Annotated in this window: 10 protein-coding genes and 5 tRNA genes; all 15 read left to right on the top strand. The window is 39.8% G+C overall.

Going from position 1 to position 15,648, the window contains the following annotated elements:
- Positions 1-73, top strand: a tRNA-Thr gene (locus B3P16_RS16115).
- Between the two features lie 26 nt (positions 74-99).
- Positions 100-180, top strand: a tRNA-Tyr gene (locus tag B3P16_RS16120).
- A 50-nt stretch (positions 181-230) separates the two neighbouring features.
- Positions 231-303: transfer RNA gene (locus B3P16_RS16125), tRNA-Gly, on the top strand.
- Positions 304-398: 95 nt separating this feature from the next.
- Positions 399-470: transfer RNA gene (locus B3P16_RS16130), tRNA-Thr, on the top strand.
- A 72-nt stretch (positions 471-542) separates the two neighbouring features.
- Positions 543-1,727, top strand: a complete 1,185-nt coding sequence (gene tuf / locus B3P16_RS16135) for an elongation factor Tu (protein WP_075991174.1) — start codon at positions 543-545, stop codon at positions 1,725-1,727.
- A gap of 163 nt (positions 1,728-1,890) precedes the next feature.
- Positions 1,891-1,961, top strand: a tRNA-Trp gene (locus B3P16_RS16140).
- A gap of 23 nt (positions 1,962-1,984) precedes the next feature.
- On the top strand, positions 1,985-2,179 hold the full coding sequence (gene secE / locus B3P16_RS16145; RefSeq protein WP_028072657.1) for a preprotein translocase subunit SecE: 195 nt from the start codon (positions 1,985-1,987) through the stop codon (positions 2,177-2,179).
- A 20-nt stretch (positions 2,180-2,199) separates the two neighbouring features.
- A complete protein-coding gene (gene nusG / locus B3P16_RS16150; RefSeq protein ID WP_046672242.1) occupies positions 2,200-2,745 on the top strand; it encodes a transcription termination/antitermination protein NusG in 546 nt (181 codons plus the stop codon).
- A gap of 70 nt (positions 2,746-2,815) precedes the next feature.
- Positions 2,816-4,423, top strand: coding sequence for a S41 family peptidase (locus B3P16_RS16155; protein ID WP_286843533.1), 1,608 nt, complete (start codon positions 2,816-2,818; stop codon positions 4,421-4,423).
- A 266-nt stretch (positions 4,424-4,689) separates the two neighbouring features.
- Entirely contained in the window at positions 4,690-5,133 is a 444-nt protein-coding gene (rplK, locus tag B3P16_RS16160; protein ID WP_028072660.1) for a 50S ribosomal protein L11, read from the top strand.
- Positions 5,134-5,155: 22 nt separating this feature from the next.
- Entirely contained in the window at positions 5,156-5,854 is a 699-nt protein-coding gene (gene rplA / locus B3P16_RS16165) for a 50S ribosomal protein L1 (RefSeq protein ID WP_046672240.1), read from the top strand.
- Between the two features lie 2 nt (positions 5,855-5,856).
- Entirely contained in the window at positions 5,857-6,375 is a 519-nt protein-coding gene (rplJ, locus tag B3P16_RS16170) for a 50S ribosomal protein L10 (RefSeq protein WP_046672239.1), read from the top strand.
- A 78-nt stretch (positions 6,376-6,453) separates the two neighbouring features.
- Positions 6,454-6,831: a 50S ribosomal protein L7/L12 gene (rplL, locus tag B3P16_RS16175; RefSeq protein WP_002992785.1), complete on the top strand. Its 378-nt coding sequence runs from the start codon at positions 6,454-6,456 to the stop codon at positions 6,829-6,831.
- 168 nt (positions 6,832-6,999) lie between these two features.
- Complete coding sequence (gene rpoB / locus B3P16_RS16180) at positions 7,000-10,809, top strand: DNA-directed RNA polymerase subunit beta (protein WP_046672286.1); 3,810 nt, start codon at positions 7,000-7,002, stop codon at positions 10,807-10,809.
- A 71-nt stretch (positions 10,810-10,880) separates the two neighbouring features.
- Entirely contained in the window at positions 10,881-15,158 is a 4,278-nt protein-coding gene (gene rpoC, locus B3P16_RS16185; RefSeq protein WP_112373726.1) for a DNA-directed RNA polymerase subunit beta', read from the top strand.
- The last annotated feature ends 490 nt before the right edge of the window (positions 15,159-15,648 follow it).

The following is a 15,648-nucleotide window of genomic DNA, read 5'->3' on the forward strand; positions in this document are numbered from 1 at the left end:
GCCTCTTTAGCTCAGCTGGTAGAGCAACTGACTTGTAATCAGTAGGTCATTGGTTCGATTCCGATAAGAGGCTCTAAATGTAACGAAAGTTACAGGTCTGGAGGGGTTCCAGAGCGGTCAAATGGGACGGACTGTAAATCCGTTGCTTCGGCTTCGAAGGTTCGAATCCTTCTCCCTCCACACTTTATTTTAATTAGGGTGTTAGATTTACTCTAGTTTCTAATTATTAAGCGGAAGTAGCTCAGTTGGTAGAGCGATAGCCTTCCAAGCTATAGGTCGCGAGTTCGAACCTCGTCTTCCGCTCAAATTTTTCAAGTATTAAATTTAGTCTCTATCTTCTTTGATAATAATGTATCTAAAGGTGGGGGCATTAATACGTAAATAAGGTTTTTTAGTAAGCCGAAGTAGCTCAGGGGTAGAGCACTTCCTTGGTAAGGAAGAGGTCGTGGGTTCAAATCCCATCTTTGGCTCGTACTTGTGTAAAAGTTAAGCAAGAGTATATAACAAATAGAAATAATTTATAATTACTAATTCGCATAAACATGGCAAAAGAGAAATTTGACCGTAGTAAACCACACTTAAACATTGGTACTATCGGTCACGTTGACCACGGTAAAACTACAACTACAGCTGCTATCACTAAAGTATTGGCTGATAAAGGTTTGTCAGAAGCTCGTTCATTTGATTCAATTGACTCTGCTCCTGAAGAAAAAGAGCGTGGTATCACAATCAATACTGCACACGTAGAATATTCTACAGCTAACCGTCACTATGCACACGTTGACTGTCCAGGTCACGCTGACTACGTTAAGAACATGGTAACTGGTGCTGCTCAAATGGACGGTGCTATCATCGTAGTTGCTGCGACTGATGGTCCTATGCCTCAAACTCGTGAGCACATCTTGTTGGCTCGCCAAGTAGGTGTTCCTGCGTTAGTAGTATTCATGAACAAAACTGACTTAGTTGATGACCCTGAGTTGTTAGACTTAGTTGAAATGGAAGTTCGTGAGTTATTATCATTCTACGAATTCCCTGGTGATGATATCCCTGTAATCAAAGGTTCTGCTTTAGGTGCATTGAACGGTGAGCCTGAGTGGGTTGAGAAAATCATGGAATTAATGGATGCTGTAGATAACTACATTCCAATTCCTCCACGTTTGACTGATTTACCTTTCTTGATGCCAGTAGAAGACGTATTCTCGATCACAGGTCGTGGTACAGTTGCTACAGGTCGTATCGAAAGAGGTGTAATCAACTCTGGTGATCCAGTTGAGATCTTAGGTATGGGTGCTGAGAACTTGAAATCTACAGTAACAGGTGTTGAGATGTTCCGTAAAATCTTAGATTACGGTGAGGCTGGTGATAACGTAGGTTTATTGTTACGTGGTATTGAGAAAACTGATATCAAACGTGGTATGGTTATCTGTAAACCAGGTTCAGTAACTCCTCACGATCATTTCAAAGCTGAGGTTTACGTATTGTCAAAAGCTGAAGGTGGTCGTCACACTCCATTCTTCAACAAATACCGTCCTCAATTCTATTTCCGTACAACTGACGTAACTGGAGAGATCTCTTTACCAGAAGGTACTGAAATGGTTATGCCAGGTGATAACGTTACAATCAGCGTGAAATTAATTTCTGCTATTGCAATGGAAAAAGGTCTACGTTTCGCTATCCGTGAGGGTGGTCGTACAGTAGGTGCTGGTCAGGTAACTGAAATTATCTAGTCTTTAATAAAGATTTAGAATCACATAGAATAAGCTAATCGACTGAGGTTGATTAGCTTATTTTTTCGATAAGCGATTTATCGGATTAAAATAAAAAAAAGTAAAAAAAGATTTGCAGAAAGTGGTTTAAAACACTATATTTGCATCACAAAATAAGAAATACACGGGCATAGTTTAAAGGTAGAACGAAGGTCTCCAAAACCTTTGGTCTGGGTTCGAGTCCTGGTGCCCGTGCTTATAAAAACAGATAAACTAAAATGGCAAAAGTACTTGATTTTTTTAAAGACTCTTATGTAGAGATCACTGAGAAAGTGACTTGGCCTACATGGTCTCAGTTACAAAGTTCAGCTGTTATTGTGCTTGTTGCGTCTCTTCTTATTGCATTGGTTGTCTTTGTAATGGATAAAGCTTCAAGTGTAGGGTTAGAATTCTTGTACGGTATTGCTTCTTAATTTTTCAATCGTATTTATTTATGGCAGATCAAGGTTTAAAGTGGTACGTAGTTCGTGCTGTAAGTGGTAAAGAAAAGAAAGTAAAGCAATATATTGATGCCGAAGTTAGCCGTTTAGGTATTGAGCACTTGATTCCTCAGGTGTTGATTCCAATGGAAAAATACTACTTGATGCGCGATGGAAAGAAAGTTGCTAAAGAACGTAACTACTACCCTGGTTATGTTTTATTGGAAGCAGCTCTTGACGGTGAGTTGGAGCACATCATCAAAAATATCAATAGCGTCATTGGTTTCTTGGGAGATAAAGCTGGTAATGCTGTCCCTTTACGCCAAGCAGAAGTGAATCGTATCTTAGGTAAAGTGGATGAAATGGCAGAACAAGGTGAAACCATTAACGTTCCTTACTATGTGGGTGAAACAGTGAAAGTAAACGATGGTCCTTTCAACGGATTTACTGGAGAGATCGAAGAAGTCCACGAAGATAAAAAGAAATTAATCGTCATGGTGAAAGTCTTCGGTCGTAAGACTCCACTTGAACTGAACTACATGCAAGTAGAAAAAGAGTAAGATTAGTAATTAACGATAGAGAAAAGCTTTTCATGAAAATTGGAAGGCTTTTTTTTGTATCTTACCATAAATGAAAAGGCTAGGTATTTATCTATTCGCATTGTTTTATGTGCTGACATTGCTGAGCTGTGCAAATGTCGAGAAGTATAATCGATTTATCGAGACTCCCCTGGCAGTGGAAGCTATGCAGCAAGATATCAACTATGTTGAGCGTAACTTATGGAAAATGCATCCGGACCTTTTTTTGTATATAGGGGAAGATCAATTAAAGACTAAGTTTGATAGCCTCCGTTCTACGATCCGCCAACCCTTACTGCCCAACCAGTTTCAGCTGGCATTAGCAGCTGTTCTGTCTCAAGTTCGGCAGGGACATATGACCTTAAGCCCACTTATTTCCAAATTTGACCTGAAAGGTAAGGATAAAGTACGTTACCAAAAAAGTAAGGGCCCCTTCTCACAATTGGGATTTCATTGGCAAGAAAATACATTGTATCTTTCAAAAAATGGAACGGCAGATTCAACGCTGATTGTCGGTTCAAAAATTCTAGCTATTGAAGGGATACAGCCACAAAATTTGTACACAAAATATCGCCCAAGCTTTACCTCGGATGGGTATAATACAACATTTATAGATCAGGCTTTTGAACGTTTATTACCGCGGTATTACCAATTGGAATTGGGGTATCGAGATTCTATTGCTGTGGTGTTTTCTTGTGCTGATAGTACGTATGAGCGGTTTGTTGTCAGAAGATTTGAAGCACCTGAACAGAAGGGAAAGGTCGGGACAAACCATGCGGCTACGGAAAAACCGAATAAAAAGCCTTCGGAAAAGAAGGATAAGCAAATCGAAAAGAAGTCCGATACGAAAAAGCAGCGCAAGATATTCGGCTATAATACCAATCTAAAAAGAATGAGCAAACAGCTCTCTTTCCCTGTCAAAGGCGATAGCAGTATTGCTTTATTGAAGGTGGTCGATTTTTCCTATGGGCGTCCAAAAGAAGCCTATAGAAGGATTTTTGATCGACTGGAGCTTAATTCGGTTCAATACCTGATCTTGGATCTTCGTGGCAATCTGGGCGGACGTTTGTCCGATGTTCGTGAACTATATAGCTATCTGGTAGAAGCGGATAAATTCCAGTTTGTTCAGCCGGCAGTGATCACCTCAAAGTTCAACTTGCCGTTTTATCAGGTAAAAGGATTGCCAGGCTGGTCTTATCCCGTTTTATCACCATTTATTATACCAAGTGCTGTAGTATCTTGGGCAAAGACGTTTTCCAAAGATGGGATAAATTATACCCATCTTACGGGAAGCAAAATTGAAAAATCAAAGGCGAATCGCTATCGCGGTGATTTATTTGTATTGATCGATGGCGGGACTTTTTCTGCAGCGAGTTTGATTGCTACAAATCTGAAAGTTGGGAAACGTGCTGTTTTCTTTGGTGAAGAGACTGGCGGGGCTGCTAGTGGTACTGTTGCGGGAGTTCTTCCTGTACTGAAACTGCCAAACTCCCATTTAAGGTGGCGCTTTGGCTTAATGGACGTGAAGCCTTATTATCATGTAAGCGAAGCTGGACGGGGTGTTATGCCGGATGTTTCCATTGTACGAAATGTTGATGATGTATTCAAAGGGAAAGATCCGGTATTGGATAAGGTGTTGAAGATTATTAAAAGGCAGTAGAGCTGATGTGACTTCGTTAAAACCGATTTTTTTAGCCTTAATTTTTAGAAAAGTGCTAAGATTATTTTTTGTAATAGGATGTCGGATCTAGGTAGGGATAAAAAAAACATAAATTCCTGAAAAATTAAAAGTTAGATACTTGCAGGATTCAAATCTTCTTATTAACTTTGCACCTCGGTTGGGGTGTTACGTCCTGGCCGATGAATGTTACGTTATTTGCTTCCAACTTACTAACAGACATTTAACAAAATTAAATTCAAAACAAAATGGCAAAAGAAGTCAGTGCGTTAGTAAAATTACAAGTTAAGGGCGGAGCTGCGAATCCTTCACCTCCAGTAGGACCTGCATTAGGTGCTAAAGGTGTGAATATCATGGATTTCTGTAAGCAGTTTAACGCTCGTACGCAAGACAAACCAGGTCAAGTATTACCTGTTGTCATTACAGTTTACGCTGATAAATCATTCGATTTTATCATCAAGACTCCACCGGTAGCAGTTCAGTTGAAAGACGCTGCTAAATTAAAAAGTGGATCTGGCGAGCCTAACCGTAAAAAAGTTGCGGCTATCACTTGGGAACAAGTTGAGACAATCGCTAAAGATAAAATGCCTGATTTAAATGCATTTACTGTAGAGGCTGCTATGAGAATGGTGGCTGGTACAGCACGTAGTATGGGTATTACTGTATCAGGTAATGCTCCTTGGAACAATTAATTAAGAAATCAATTTAAGAAAAGTGGCTAGATTAACAAAAAATCAAAAAGCGGCACTATCCAAAATTGAAGCTGGTAAAGCATACTCTTTGAAAGAAGCTTCGGCTTTAGTTAAAGAAATCTCATTGACCAAATTTGATGCTTCTGTGGATATCGACGTTCGTTTGGGCGTAGATCCTCGTAAAGCAAATCAAATGGTTCGTGGTATTGCAACATTACCTCACGGTACTGGTAAAACTGTTCGTGTATTAGTTTTATGTACTCCTGATAAGGAAGAAGAAGCTAAAGCGGCAGGTGCAGACTACGTAGGTTTAGATGATTACATCAGCAAAATTGAAGGTGGTTGGACTGACGTTGATATCATTATTACTATGCCTAGTGTTATGGCTAAAGTTGGTAAATTGGGTCGTATTTTAGGTCCAAGAAACTTGATGCCTAACCCTAAAACTGGTACAGTTACAACAGAAGTTGGTAAAGCTGTAACAGATGTAAAAGGTGGTAAGATCGATTTCAAAGTTGACAAAACCGGTATCATCCATACTTCTATTGGTAAAGCGTCGTTCGATGCAGATAAGATATATGATAACGCACTAGAGGTATTACAAACTCTAGCTCGTTTGAAACCATCTGCAGCTAAAGGAACTTACTTTAAAAGTATTCACATTTCCTCAACTATGAGTCCTGGTATTCATATTGAGACTAAATCAGTAGCAGGTATTTAATCATGAGAAAAGAAGAAAAACAAGAAATTGTTCTAGCTTTGGCCGAACAGATTAAATCTTACGGTAACTTCTACATTACCGATACTGCTGAGTTGTCAGTTGAAAAAGTGAATAACATTCGTCGTAAATGTTTTGAACAAGGCATCGAAATTAAAGCTGTAAAAAACACTTTAATCAAGAAAGCATTAATCGAAGCTGGTGTTGATGAAGAAGAAATCTTTGGAACGCTTAAAGGAGCGTCTACAATGATGTTTTCAGAAGTCGCTAACGCACCTGCGAAATTAATCAAAGAATTGCGTAAATCAGGTGAAAAACCGTTGTTAAAAGCGGCTTTCATTGAAGCAACTGCATTCGTTGGAGATAATCAATTAACTGCATTAGTTAATCTTAAATCTAAAAACGAGCTTATTGCGGATGTTATCGCAGCCTTGGAATCTCCTGCGAAAAATGTTATTTCAGCTCTTCAATCAGGAGGAAATACTGTTGCAGGTTTAGTAAAAGCTTTAGAAGAAAGAGGTTAACGAATCCTCTAGAACAGAAACATTCGTTACAATTTAATTAACAATTTTTATAAAGTACATTCAAAAATTCAAAATAAAATGGCAGATTTAAAACAACTTGCTGAACAGTTAGTTAACTTAACAGTAAAAGAAGTTAAAGAATTAGCTGATATCTTAAAAGACGAGTATGGCATCGAGCCTGCTGCTGCTGCTGTTGCTGTAGCTGCTGCTCCAGCTGAAGGTGGTGCTGCTGCTGCAGAAGAGAAAACTTCATTTGACGTTATCTTGAAAGAAGCTGGTGGTCAAAAATTAGCTGTAGTTAAATTGGTTAAAGATTTAGCTGGATTAGGCTTGAAAGAAGCTAAAGATTTAGTTGACGGAGCACCTAAAGAATTAAAAGCTGGTGTATCTAAAGACGAAGCAGAAGCTTTGAAAAAACAATTAGAAGAAGCTGGTGCTGTTGTTGAGATTAAATAATCTCAACTAATTAGCCCGAAAAGGTTTAGACTCTGACGATTTTTCGTCAGAGTCTATTCCTATTTATATCAATACGCCACTATGCTGTGTATATGCTGGGCACAGTGGACACGTGGTTTACAGCATAAATGTAAGCGCAGTTTTTTTAAAACTAAAATTCATATTCCCTTGGCAAACAATAATATTCAACAAGAAAGAATAAACTTTGCAACAAGTAAGAAAGTATTGGAATATCCAGATTTCTTAGATGTGCAATTGGAATCTTTCAAGGAGTTTTTTCAATTAGAAACTACTTCTGACAACCGCCATCAGGAAGGGCTGTTCAAGGTATTCTCGGAAAACTTCCCTATTTCTGATTCAAGAAACATTTTTGTGCTAGAGTTTTTGGATTATTTCATTGATCCACCACGTTATGATATCCAAGAGTGTATCGAGCGCGGCTTGACTTATAGCGTTCCTTTAAAGGCTAAGTTAAAGTTATCTTGTAATGATGAAGAACACGAAGATTTCGAAACTATTGTTCAGGATGTATATTTAGGGACTATCCCTTATATGACTCCTAAAGGTACTTTCGTGGTAAATGGTGCAGAGCGTGTCATCGTATCGCAATTACACCGTTCACCAGGCGTTTTCTTTGGTCAAAGTAGACACACAAATGGTACTAAACTTTATTCTGCAAGGGTAATTCCTTTCAAAGGATCTTGGATCGAGTTTGCAACTGACGTAAACAACGTCATGTATGCGTATATCGACCGTAAAAAGAAATTCCCAGTGACTACCTTATTGCGTGCTATCGGTTACGATTCGGATAAAGATATCTTGGAATTGTTCGATTTAGCGGATGAAGTAAAAGTTAGTAAATCTGGTCTTAAAAAATATGTTGGTCGTCGTCTTGCGGCTAGGGTATTGAAAAAATGGGTAGAAGATTTCGTGGATGAGGATACAGGTGAAGTAGTATCTATCGACCGTAACGAAATTATCCTTGAGCGTGAAACTGTTCTAGAAGAAGATCACATTGATTTGATCATCGAAGCTGGCGTTAAGTCGATTATCTTAGCGAAAGATGATGAGTCAAACAATGCAGACTATTCTATTATATATAACACTTTACAAAAAGATACGTCCAACTCAGAAAAAGAAGCGGTAGAGCATATCTATCGTCAATTGCGTAACGCTGAACCACCAGATGAGGAAACTGCTCGTGGTATCATCGATCGTTTATTCTTCTCTGACAAACGTTATGATTTGGGTGATGTAGGTCGTTACCGTATCAATCGTAAATTGAAGTTGGGAACTCCGGATGATACGAAAGTATTAACCCGTGAGGATATCATCGCAATTGTGAAGTATTTGATCAATTTGATCAACTCTAAAGCCGAAGTAGATGATATTGACCACTTGTCAAACCGTCGTGTACGTACTGTAGGTGAACAATTATATGCTCAATTTGGTGTAGGTCTATCGCGTATGGCCCGTACAATCCGTGAGCGTATGAATATCCGTGATAATGAGGTGTTTACGCCAACTGATTTGATTAATGCACGTACACTTTCGTCTGTAATCAATTCGTTCTTCGGTACGAACCAGTTGTCGCAGTTCATGGACCAAACTAACCCTCTTGCTGAAATTACACACAAGCGTCGTTTGTCAGCTTTAGGTCCAGGTGGTCTTTCTCGTGAGCGTGCAGGTTTCGAAGTTCGTGACGTTCACTACACACACTACGGTCGTCTTTGTACAATTGAAACTCCTGAGGGTCCAAACATCGGTTTGATCTCCTCATTGGCTGTACATGCGAAAATTAACCACTTAGGATTTATCGAGACTCCTTACCGTAAGGTAAAAGATGGGGTTGTTGTGGTTGATGAGCCGGTCGTATATTTATCTGCCGAGGATGAAGATGGTAAAACAATCGCACAAGCGAATGCTTTGTATGATGACAAAGGTAATTTCGAAGATGCGAAAGTGAAAGCCAGATATGAGGGTGACTTCCCAATTATCGAGCCTAATATGCTTGATTATATGGACGTTGCTCCAAACCAAATTACATCTATTGCGGCTTCATTGATTCCTTTCTTGGAGCACGATGATGCCAACCGTGCATTGATGGGATCGAACATGCAACGTCAGGCCGTGCCTGTATTGCGTCCGCAAGCTCCTATCGTAGGTACTGGTCTTGAAGGTCGTGTTGCGAAAGATTCACGTACATTGATCAATGCGGAAGGTCATGGTGTAGTAGAGTATGTAGATGCTGATGAAATCAAGATCCGTTACGACAGAAACGACGATGATCGTCTTGTATCATTTGATGATGATGTCAAAACGTATAAATTGATCAAATTCAAGAAAACCAACCAAAATACATGTATGAACTTGAAGCCTATCGTTAAGAAAGGTCAACGAGTTGAACCAGGACAGGTGTTATGTGAAGGTTATGCGACTGAAAATGGTGAATTGGCATTAGGTCGTAACTTGAAAGTAGCGTTCATGCCTTGGCAAGGATATAACTTTGAGGATGCGATCGTAATTTCTGAGCGTGTAGCGAAAGAAGACTGGTTTACTTCTCTTCACATTGAAGAATTCGAACTTGAAGTTCGTGATACGAAACGTGGTGAAGAAGAGTTAACAGCTGATATTCCTAACGTATCTGAAGAAGCGACAAAAGATTTGGACGAAAACGGTATTATCCGTATCGGAGCTGAAGTTGGTGGCGGTGATATCTTAATTGGTAAAATCACACCTAAAGGTGAATCTGATCCTTCTCCAGAAGAGAAATTGTTACGTGCAATCTTCGGTGACAAAGCTGGTGACGTGAAAGATGCTTCATTGAAAACTCCGCCTTCATTAAAAGGTGTTGTTATCGATACGAAGTTATTCTCGCGTGCGAAGAAAATGTCTAAAGAGGTTGAACGTAAAACTTTAGAGAAACTAGAGGTTGCTCACGATAGAGCAGTTAAATCATTGAAAGACCGCTTGGTTGAAAAATTATTCACTGTAGTGAATGGTAAAACTAGCCAAGGGGTATACAATGTCTATAAAGAGTTGTTGGTTGCTAAGGGAGCTAAGTTTACACAAAAAATTCTAGCTGAATTAGATTACAACAACATCAACCCAATGGGATGGACAACTGACGAAGATAAAAACGAGTTGATCAAAATGGCCCTTCATAATTACAACATTAAAATTAATGAAGAGTTAGGTTCGTTCAAACGTGATAAATTCGCAGTATCTGTCGGTGATGAACTTCCATCAGGAATTGTGCAGATGGCTAAGGTTTACGTTGCTAAAAAACGTAAGTTGAAAGTAGGGGATAAGATGGCCGGTCGTCACGGTAACAAAGGTATCGTTGCACGTATTGTACGTGATGAGGATATGCCATTCTTAGAAGATGGTACACCAGTTGATATCGTGTTGAACCCACTCGGGGTACCTTCACGGATGAACTTGGGACAGATCTACGAAACCGTATTGGGCTGGGCTGGTCAAAAATTAGGTGTGAAATTTGCTACACCTATCTTTGATGGTGCTGAAATGGATCAGGTACAGGATTGGGTTGCGAAAGCTGGTTTACCGAAATCAGGACGTACATATTTGTACAACGGATTGACGGGTGACCGTTTCGATCAACCAACGACAGTGGGTGTAATCTACATGTTGAAATTAGGTCACATGGTTGATGATAAAATGCACGCACGTTCAATCGGTCCGTACTCATTGATCACACAACAACCTCTAGGTGGTAAAGCGCAATTCGGTGGTCAACGTTTCGGTGAGATGGAGGTTTGGGCATTGGAAGCATTCGGTGCATCTAACATCCTTCAAGAAATCTTGACTGTGAAATCGGATGACGTGGTTGGTCGTGCCAAAACTTACGAGGCTATCGTAAAAGGTAACAACCTTCCGACACCATCGGTACCAGAATCGTTCAACGTATTGGTACACGAGCTACGTGGATTGGGTCTAGATATCACATTGGATTAATTAAGCAATTAGGGCTTTGAAGGGCTCAGTCCTTCAAAGCTTCTTTATAAAGCTTTAACTTTTGAATAAGTATGTCTTACAAAAAAGATAATAAAATTAAAAGCAACTTCACTTCGATTACGATCAGCTTGGCTTCTCCAGAAACTATTTTGGAACGCTCAAGTGGTGAAGTTACAAAACCGGAAACGATTAACTATCGTACCTACAAACCGGAACGTGACGGTTTATTCTGTGAGCGTATTTTTGGTCCTGTAAAGGATTACGAATGTCACTGTGGTAAATACAAACGTATCCGTTATAAAGGTATTGTGTGTGACCGTTGTGGTGTTGAAGTAACAGAGAAAAAGGTACGTCGTGAGCGTATGGGACATATCAACTTGGTAGTTCCTGTTGCGCACATTTGGTATTTCCGTTCTCTTCCTAATAAAATTGGTTATTTATTGGGACTTCCTACCAAGAAATTGGATATGATCATTTACTACGAACGTTATGTGGTTATCCAAGCTGGTATTAAGGAAGAAGATGGTATCAACTTTATGGACTTCTTGACTGAAGAAGAATATTTAGATATTTTAGATACCCTACCAAAAGAAAATCAATATTTAGACGATAACGATCCTCAAAAATTCGTTGCTAAGATGGGTGCTGAGGCATTGGAAGATTTGTTGAAACGTATTGATTTGGATCAATTGTCATACGATTTACGTCACCAAGCTGCTAACGAAACTTCGCAACAACGTAAAAATGAAGCGTTAAAACGCCTTCATGTGGTTGAAGCTTTCCGTAGTTCACGTGAAAATATCGAGAATCGTCCAGAATGGATGATTGTGAAAATCGTTCCAATCATTCCACCTGAATTGCGTCCTTTAGTGCCTTTGGATGGTGGTCGTTTTGCGACTTCGGATTTGAATGACTTATACCGTCGTGTGATTATCCGTAACAACCGTCTAAAACGTTTGATCGAAATCAAAGCTCCTGAAGTAATCTTACGTAACGAAAAACGTATGCTTCAAGAAGCGGTAGACTCTTTGTTTGACAACTCACGTAAAGTGAACGCTGTTAAGACAGAAGGTAACCGTGCATTGAAGTCTTTATCTGATATTTTGAAAGGTAAACAAGGTCGTTTCCGTCAAAACTTGTTAGGTAAGCGTGTGGATTATTCGGCTCGTTCGGTAATTGTTGTAGGTCCTCACTTGAAATTACACGAGTGTGGTCTTCCTAAAGATATGGCTGCTGAACTTTACAAACCGTTTATCATCCGTAAGATGATCGAGCGTGGTATTGTAAAAACAGTAAAATCAGCTAAGAAAATTGTGGATCGTAAAGATCCTGTGGTATGGGATATCCTTGAAAATGTATTGAAAGGTCACCCTGTATTACTAAACCGTGCACCTACGCTTCACCGTTTGGGTATTCAGGCTTTCCAACCTACATTGGTAGAGGGTAAAGCTATTCAATTACACCCATTAGTGTGTACAGCGTTCAACGCGGATTTTGACGGTGACCAGATGGCAGTCCACTTACCTCTTGGTAATGCTGCAGTTTTGGAAGCCCAAATCTTGATGTTAGGCGCGCACAATATCTTAAACCCTGCGAATGGTTCTCCAATCACAGTACCATCTCAAGACATGGTATTGGGTCTTTACTATATTACTAAAGGCCGTAGAACTGCTGGCGATCACACCGTAAGAGGTCAAGATATGACTTTCTATTCGGCTGAAGAGGTTATCATCGCTTTAAATGAGAAGCAAATTGACCTTCATGCCTGGATTAAAGTAAAAACAAAAGTTAGACAAAAAGATGGTAGCATCGTTGATACCTTGTTAGAAACAACAGTAGGTCGCGTGATCTTCAACCAAGTTGTTCCTGATGAAATGGGTTTTGTCAATGAATTGCTTACTAAAAAATCGTTGCGTAATATCATCGGTGAAATTGTGAAGACTACGGGTATGGCCCGTGCAGCACAGTTCTTGGATGATATGAAAGAATTGGGATATCAAACAGCCTTCAAAGGTGGTCTTTCTTTCAACTTGGAAGATTTGAACATTCCTGCTGCGAAAGCTGAATTGATTCAACAAGCAACTAACGAGGTTGAAGAAGTAATGAACAACTATAACATGGGTTTCATTACAAACAACGAACGTTACAACCAAATCATCGATATCTGGACGCGTATCAACAACAGATTGACGGCGCACGTTATGGATATTCTTTCGAATGATAATCAAGGTTTCAACTCAGTTTACATGATGTTGGATTCTGGAGCCCGTGGTTCGAAAGAGCAGATCCGTCAGTTATGTGGTATGCGTGGTTTGATGGCGAAACCCCAAAAATCAGGTACTTCTGGTGGTGAGATTATCGAAAACCCGATCTTGTCAAACTTTAAAGAAGGTTTGTCCGTATTGGAATACTTTATCTCTACCCACGGTGCGCGTAAAGGTCTTGCCGATACAGCATTGAAAACAGCGGATGCGGGGTACTTGACCCGTCGTTTACATGACGTAGCGCAAGATATGATCGTTGTGGAACAAGATTGTGGTGGTTTACGTGGTATTTATACAACAGCATTGAAAGATAATGACGATGTTGTTGAGCCATTGTTCGATCGTATTTTGGGTCGTACACCATTGCATGATGTTCTTCATCCGGATACTGACGAATTGATCGTTTCCGCAAATGAAGATATCACTGAGGAAATTGCTGAAACTATCGAAAAAGCAGGTATCGAAGGAATTGAGATTCGTACGGTATTAACTTGTGAGTCTAAGCGTGGTGTTTGTGCTTGTTGTTACGGACGCAACTTGGCGTCAGGTAAGCGTGTTCAGTTAGGTGAAGCTGTGGGTGTTATCGCCGCTCAATCAATTGGTGAACCAGGTACACAGTTAACACTTCGTACATTCCACGTGGGTGGTACGGCATCGAACATTGCTGCTGATTCAAGTATCATTTCTAAATACGATGGTAAAATCGAATTTGAAAACGTACGTACTGTTTCGCAAACAAATGATAATGGTACACATCAGGTAGTCTTAGGACGTTCTGGTGAGGTTAAGATTATTGATGCACATAATAAAATTGTATTCCAACAAAATATCCCTTATGGTTCACAGTTGTTCGTTGAAGATGGCGGTACAGTAGCTAAAGGGGATAAATTGGTGGAATGGGATCCATATAATGCAGTAATTATTTCTGAATTTGCCGGTAAAGTTGAATTTGATGCAATCATCGAAGGGGTTACCTTCCGTGAGGAGTCAGATGAGCAAACTGGTCACAAAGAGAAGGTAATTATTGAAACACGTGATAAAACGAAAAACCCATCCATCAAGATTCTTGATAAATCGGGCGAGGTTATTCGTACCTACAATATCCCAGTAGGCGCTCACGTTGCAGTTGCTAATGGTGTAACAGTAAAAGAAGGTGGTATCCTTGTTAAAATCCCTCGTTCTACGGGTAAAACGCGAGATATCACAGGTGGTCTACCGCGTGTAACGGAGTTATTCGAAGCACGTAACCCTTCTAACCCTGCTGTTGTAACAGAAATCGACGGTGTGGTAACATTGGGTGGTGTGAAACGTGGTAACCGTGAGATGTCTATCGAGTCTCGTGATGGTCAAATCAAGAAATACTTGGTACCTCTTTCTAAGCATATCCTTGTTCAGGATAATGACTTTGTGAAAGCTGGTATGCCATTATCAGATGGTTCGATCTCTCCTGCGGATATCTTGTCGATCAAAGGTCCATCAGCAGTGCAACATTACATTGTGAATGGTATCCAAGAGGTATACCGTCTGCAAGGTGTGAAGATCAACGATAAACACTTCGAGACGATCGTTCACCAAATGATGCAAAAAGTTAACATCGAAGATCCAGGAGATACGCGTTTCTTAGAAAAAGAAGCGGTTAACAAATGGGATTTCATGGAAGAAAATGATTCCTTGTTTGACAAGAAAGTTGTCGTTGATGCAGGAGACTCCAATAACTTACGTCCGGGACAAATTGTTTCTTTACGTAAGTTGAGAGAAGAGAATTCTAGTCTGAAACGTCGTGACTTAAAACTTGTTGAAGTTCGTGAAGCAATTCCGGCAACTTCAAGTCCATTGTTGCAAGGTATTACCAGAGCTTCATTGGGTACGAAATCGTTCATTTCTGCTGCCTCTTTCCAAGAGACCACAAAAGTGTTGAACGAAGCTGCTATCGCAGGTAAACGTGATAACTTATTAGGTTTGAAAGAAAACGTAATCGTTGGTCACTTGATCCCTTCTGGTACAGGTATCCGTCAATACAGCAATTTAATTGTGGGCTCTCGCGAGGAGTACGATCAATTGTTGGCTTCGAAAGAAGAAGATTAATCGTTACTCGATTATTTTATATAGGAAGGTCCAGACATTCGTCTGGACCTTTTTTGTTTCTATAGCGACCTTATTTGATATTGAAGAAGGTCGTAAAAATATATTTAGCTTGCTCTTTTAGCGGTGAAATTGCTTGTTAAGGAAAGGGGCGAACTGAAATTTATAGCAAGCAGCTTGGCCGTTTAATTGGTTGATTTTACCTGATAGGACGGCTTAACGCATAGCTATCATAAATTAATCGTTCAATGTTACAGTTAGTTAACCTAAATATTAAAAAATAATAAACAAAAGGCTTGGAAGTTTGTTAGTAAACTCCCTATCTTTGCACCACTCCGCAAGGGAGGGACGGTTACTTCGCAGGAAGAAACCATGAAAAAAAAGAAGGGTTTAAGTAAGACGGGCAGGATTTAAAATCCCGCTGATTTTATTTTAAACGCGGAAATCGGAAAAAGAGAAAAGAAAAAAACTTCAGAAAGTTTTTGGAAGTTCA

It is taken from the genome of Sphingobacterium sp. UBA7631, from assembly GCF_002483935.1.
Lineage (GTDB): Bacteria > Bacteroidota > Bacteroidia > Sphingobacteriales > Sphingobacteriaceae > Sphingobacterium > Sphingobacterium multivorum.

What these genes read in the sequence shown, in the direction of transcription:
- tuf (WP_075991174.1), top strand. Translation starts at nt 543, where the DNA reads ATGGCAAAAGAGAAATTTGACCGTAGTAAACCACACTTAAACATTGGT.
- secE (WP_028072657.1), top strand. Translation starts at nt 1,985, where the DNA reads ATGGCAAAAGTACTTGATTTTTTTAAAGACTCTTATGTAGAGATCACT.
- nusG (WP_046672242.1), top strand. Translation starts at nt 2,200, where the DNA reads ATGGCAGATCAAGGTTTAAAGTGGTACGTAGTTCGTGCTGTAAGTGGT.
- B3P16_RS16155 (WP_286843533.1), top strand. Translation starts at nt 2,816, where the DNA reads ATGAAAAGGCTAGGTATTTATCTATTCGCATTGTTTTATGTGCTGACA.
- rplK (WP_028072660.1), top strand. Translation starts at nt 4,690, where the DNA reads ATGGCAAAAGAAGTCAGTGCGTTAGTAAAATTACAAGTTAAGGGCGGA.
- rplJ (WP_046672239.1), top strand. Translation starts at nt 5,857, where the DNA reads ATGAGAAAAGAAGAAAAACAAGAAATTGTTCTAGCTTTGGCCGAACAG.
- rplL (WP_002992785.1), top strand. Translation starts at nt 6,454, where the DNA reads ATGGCAGATTTAAAACAACTTGCTGAACAGTTAGTTAACTTAACAGTA.
- rpoC (WP_112373726.1), top strand. Translation starts at nt 10,881, where the DNA reads ATGTCTTACAAAAAAGATAATAAAATTAAAAGCAACTTCACTTCGATT.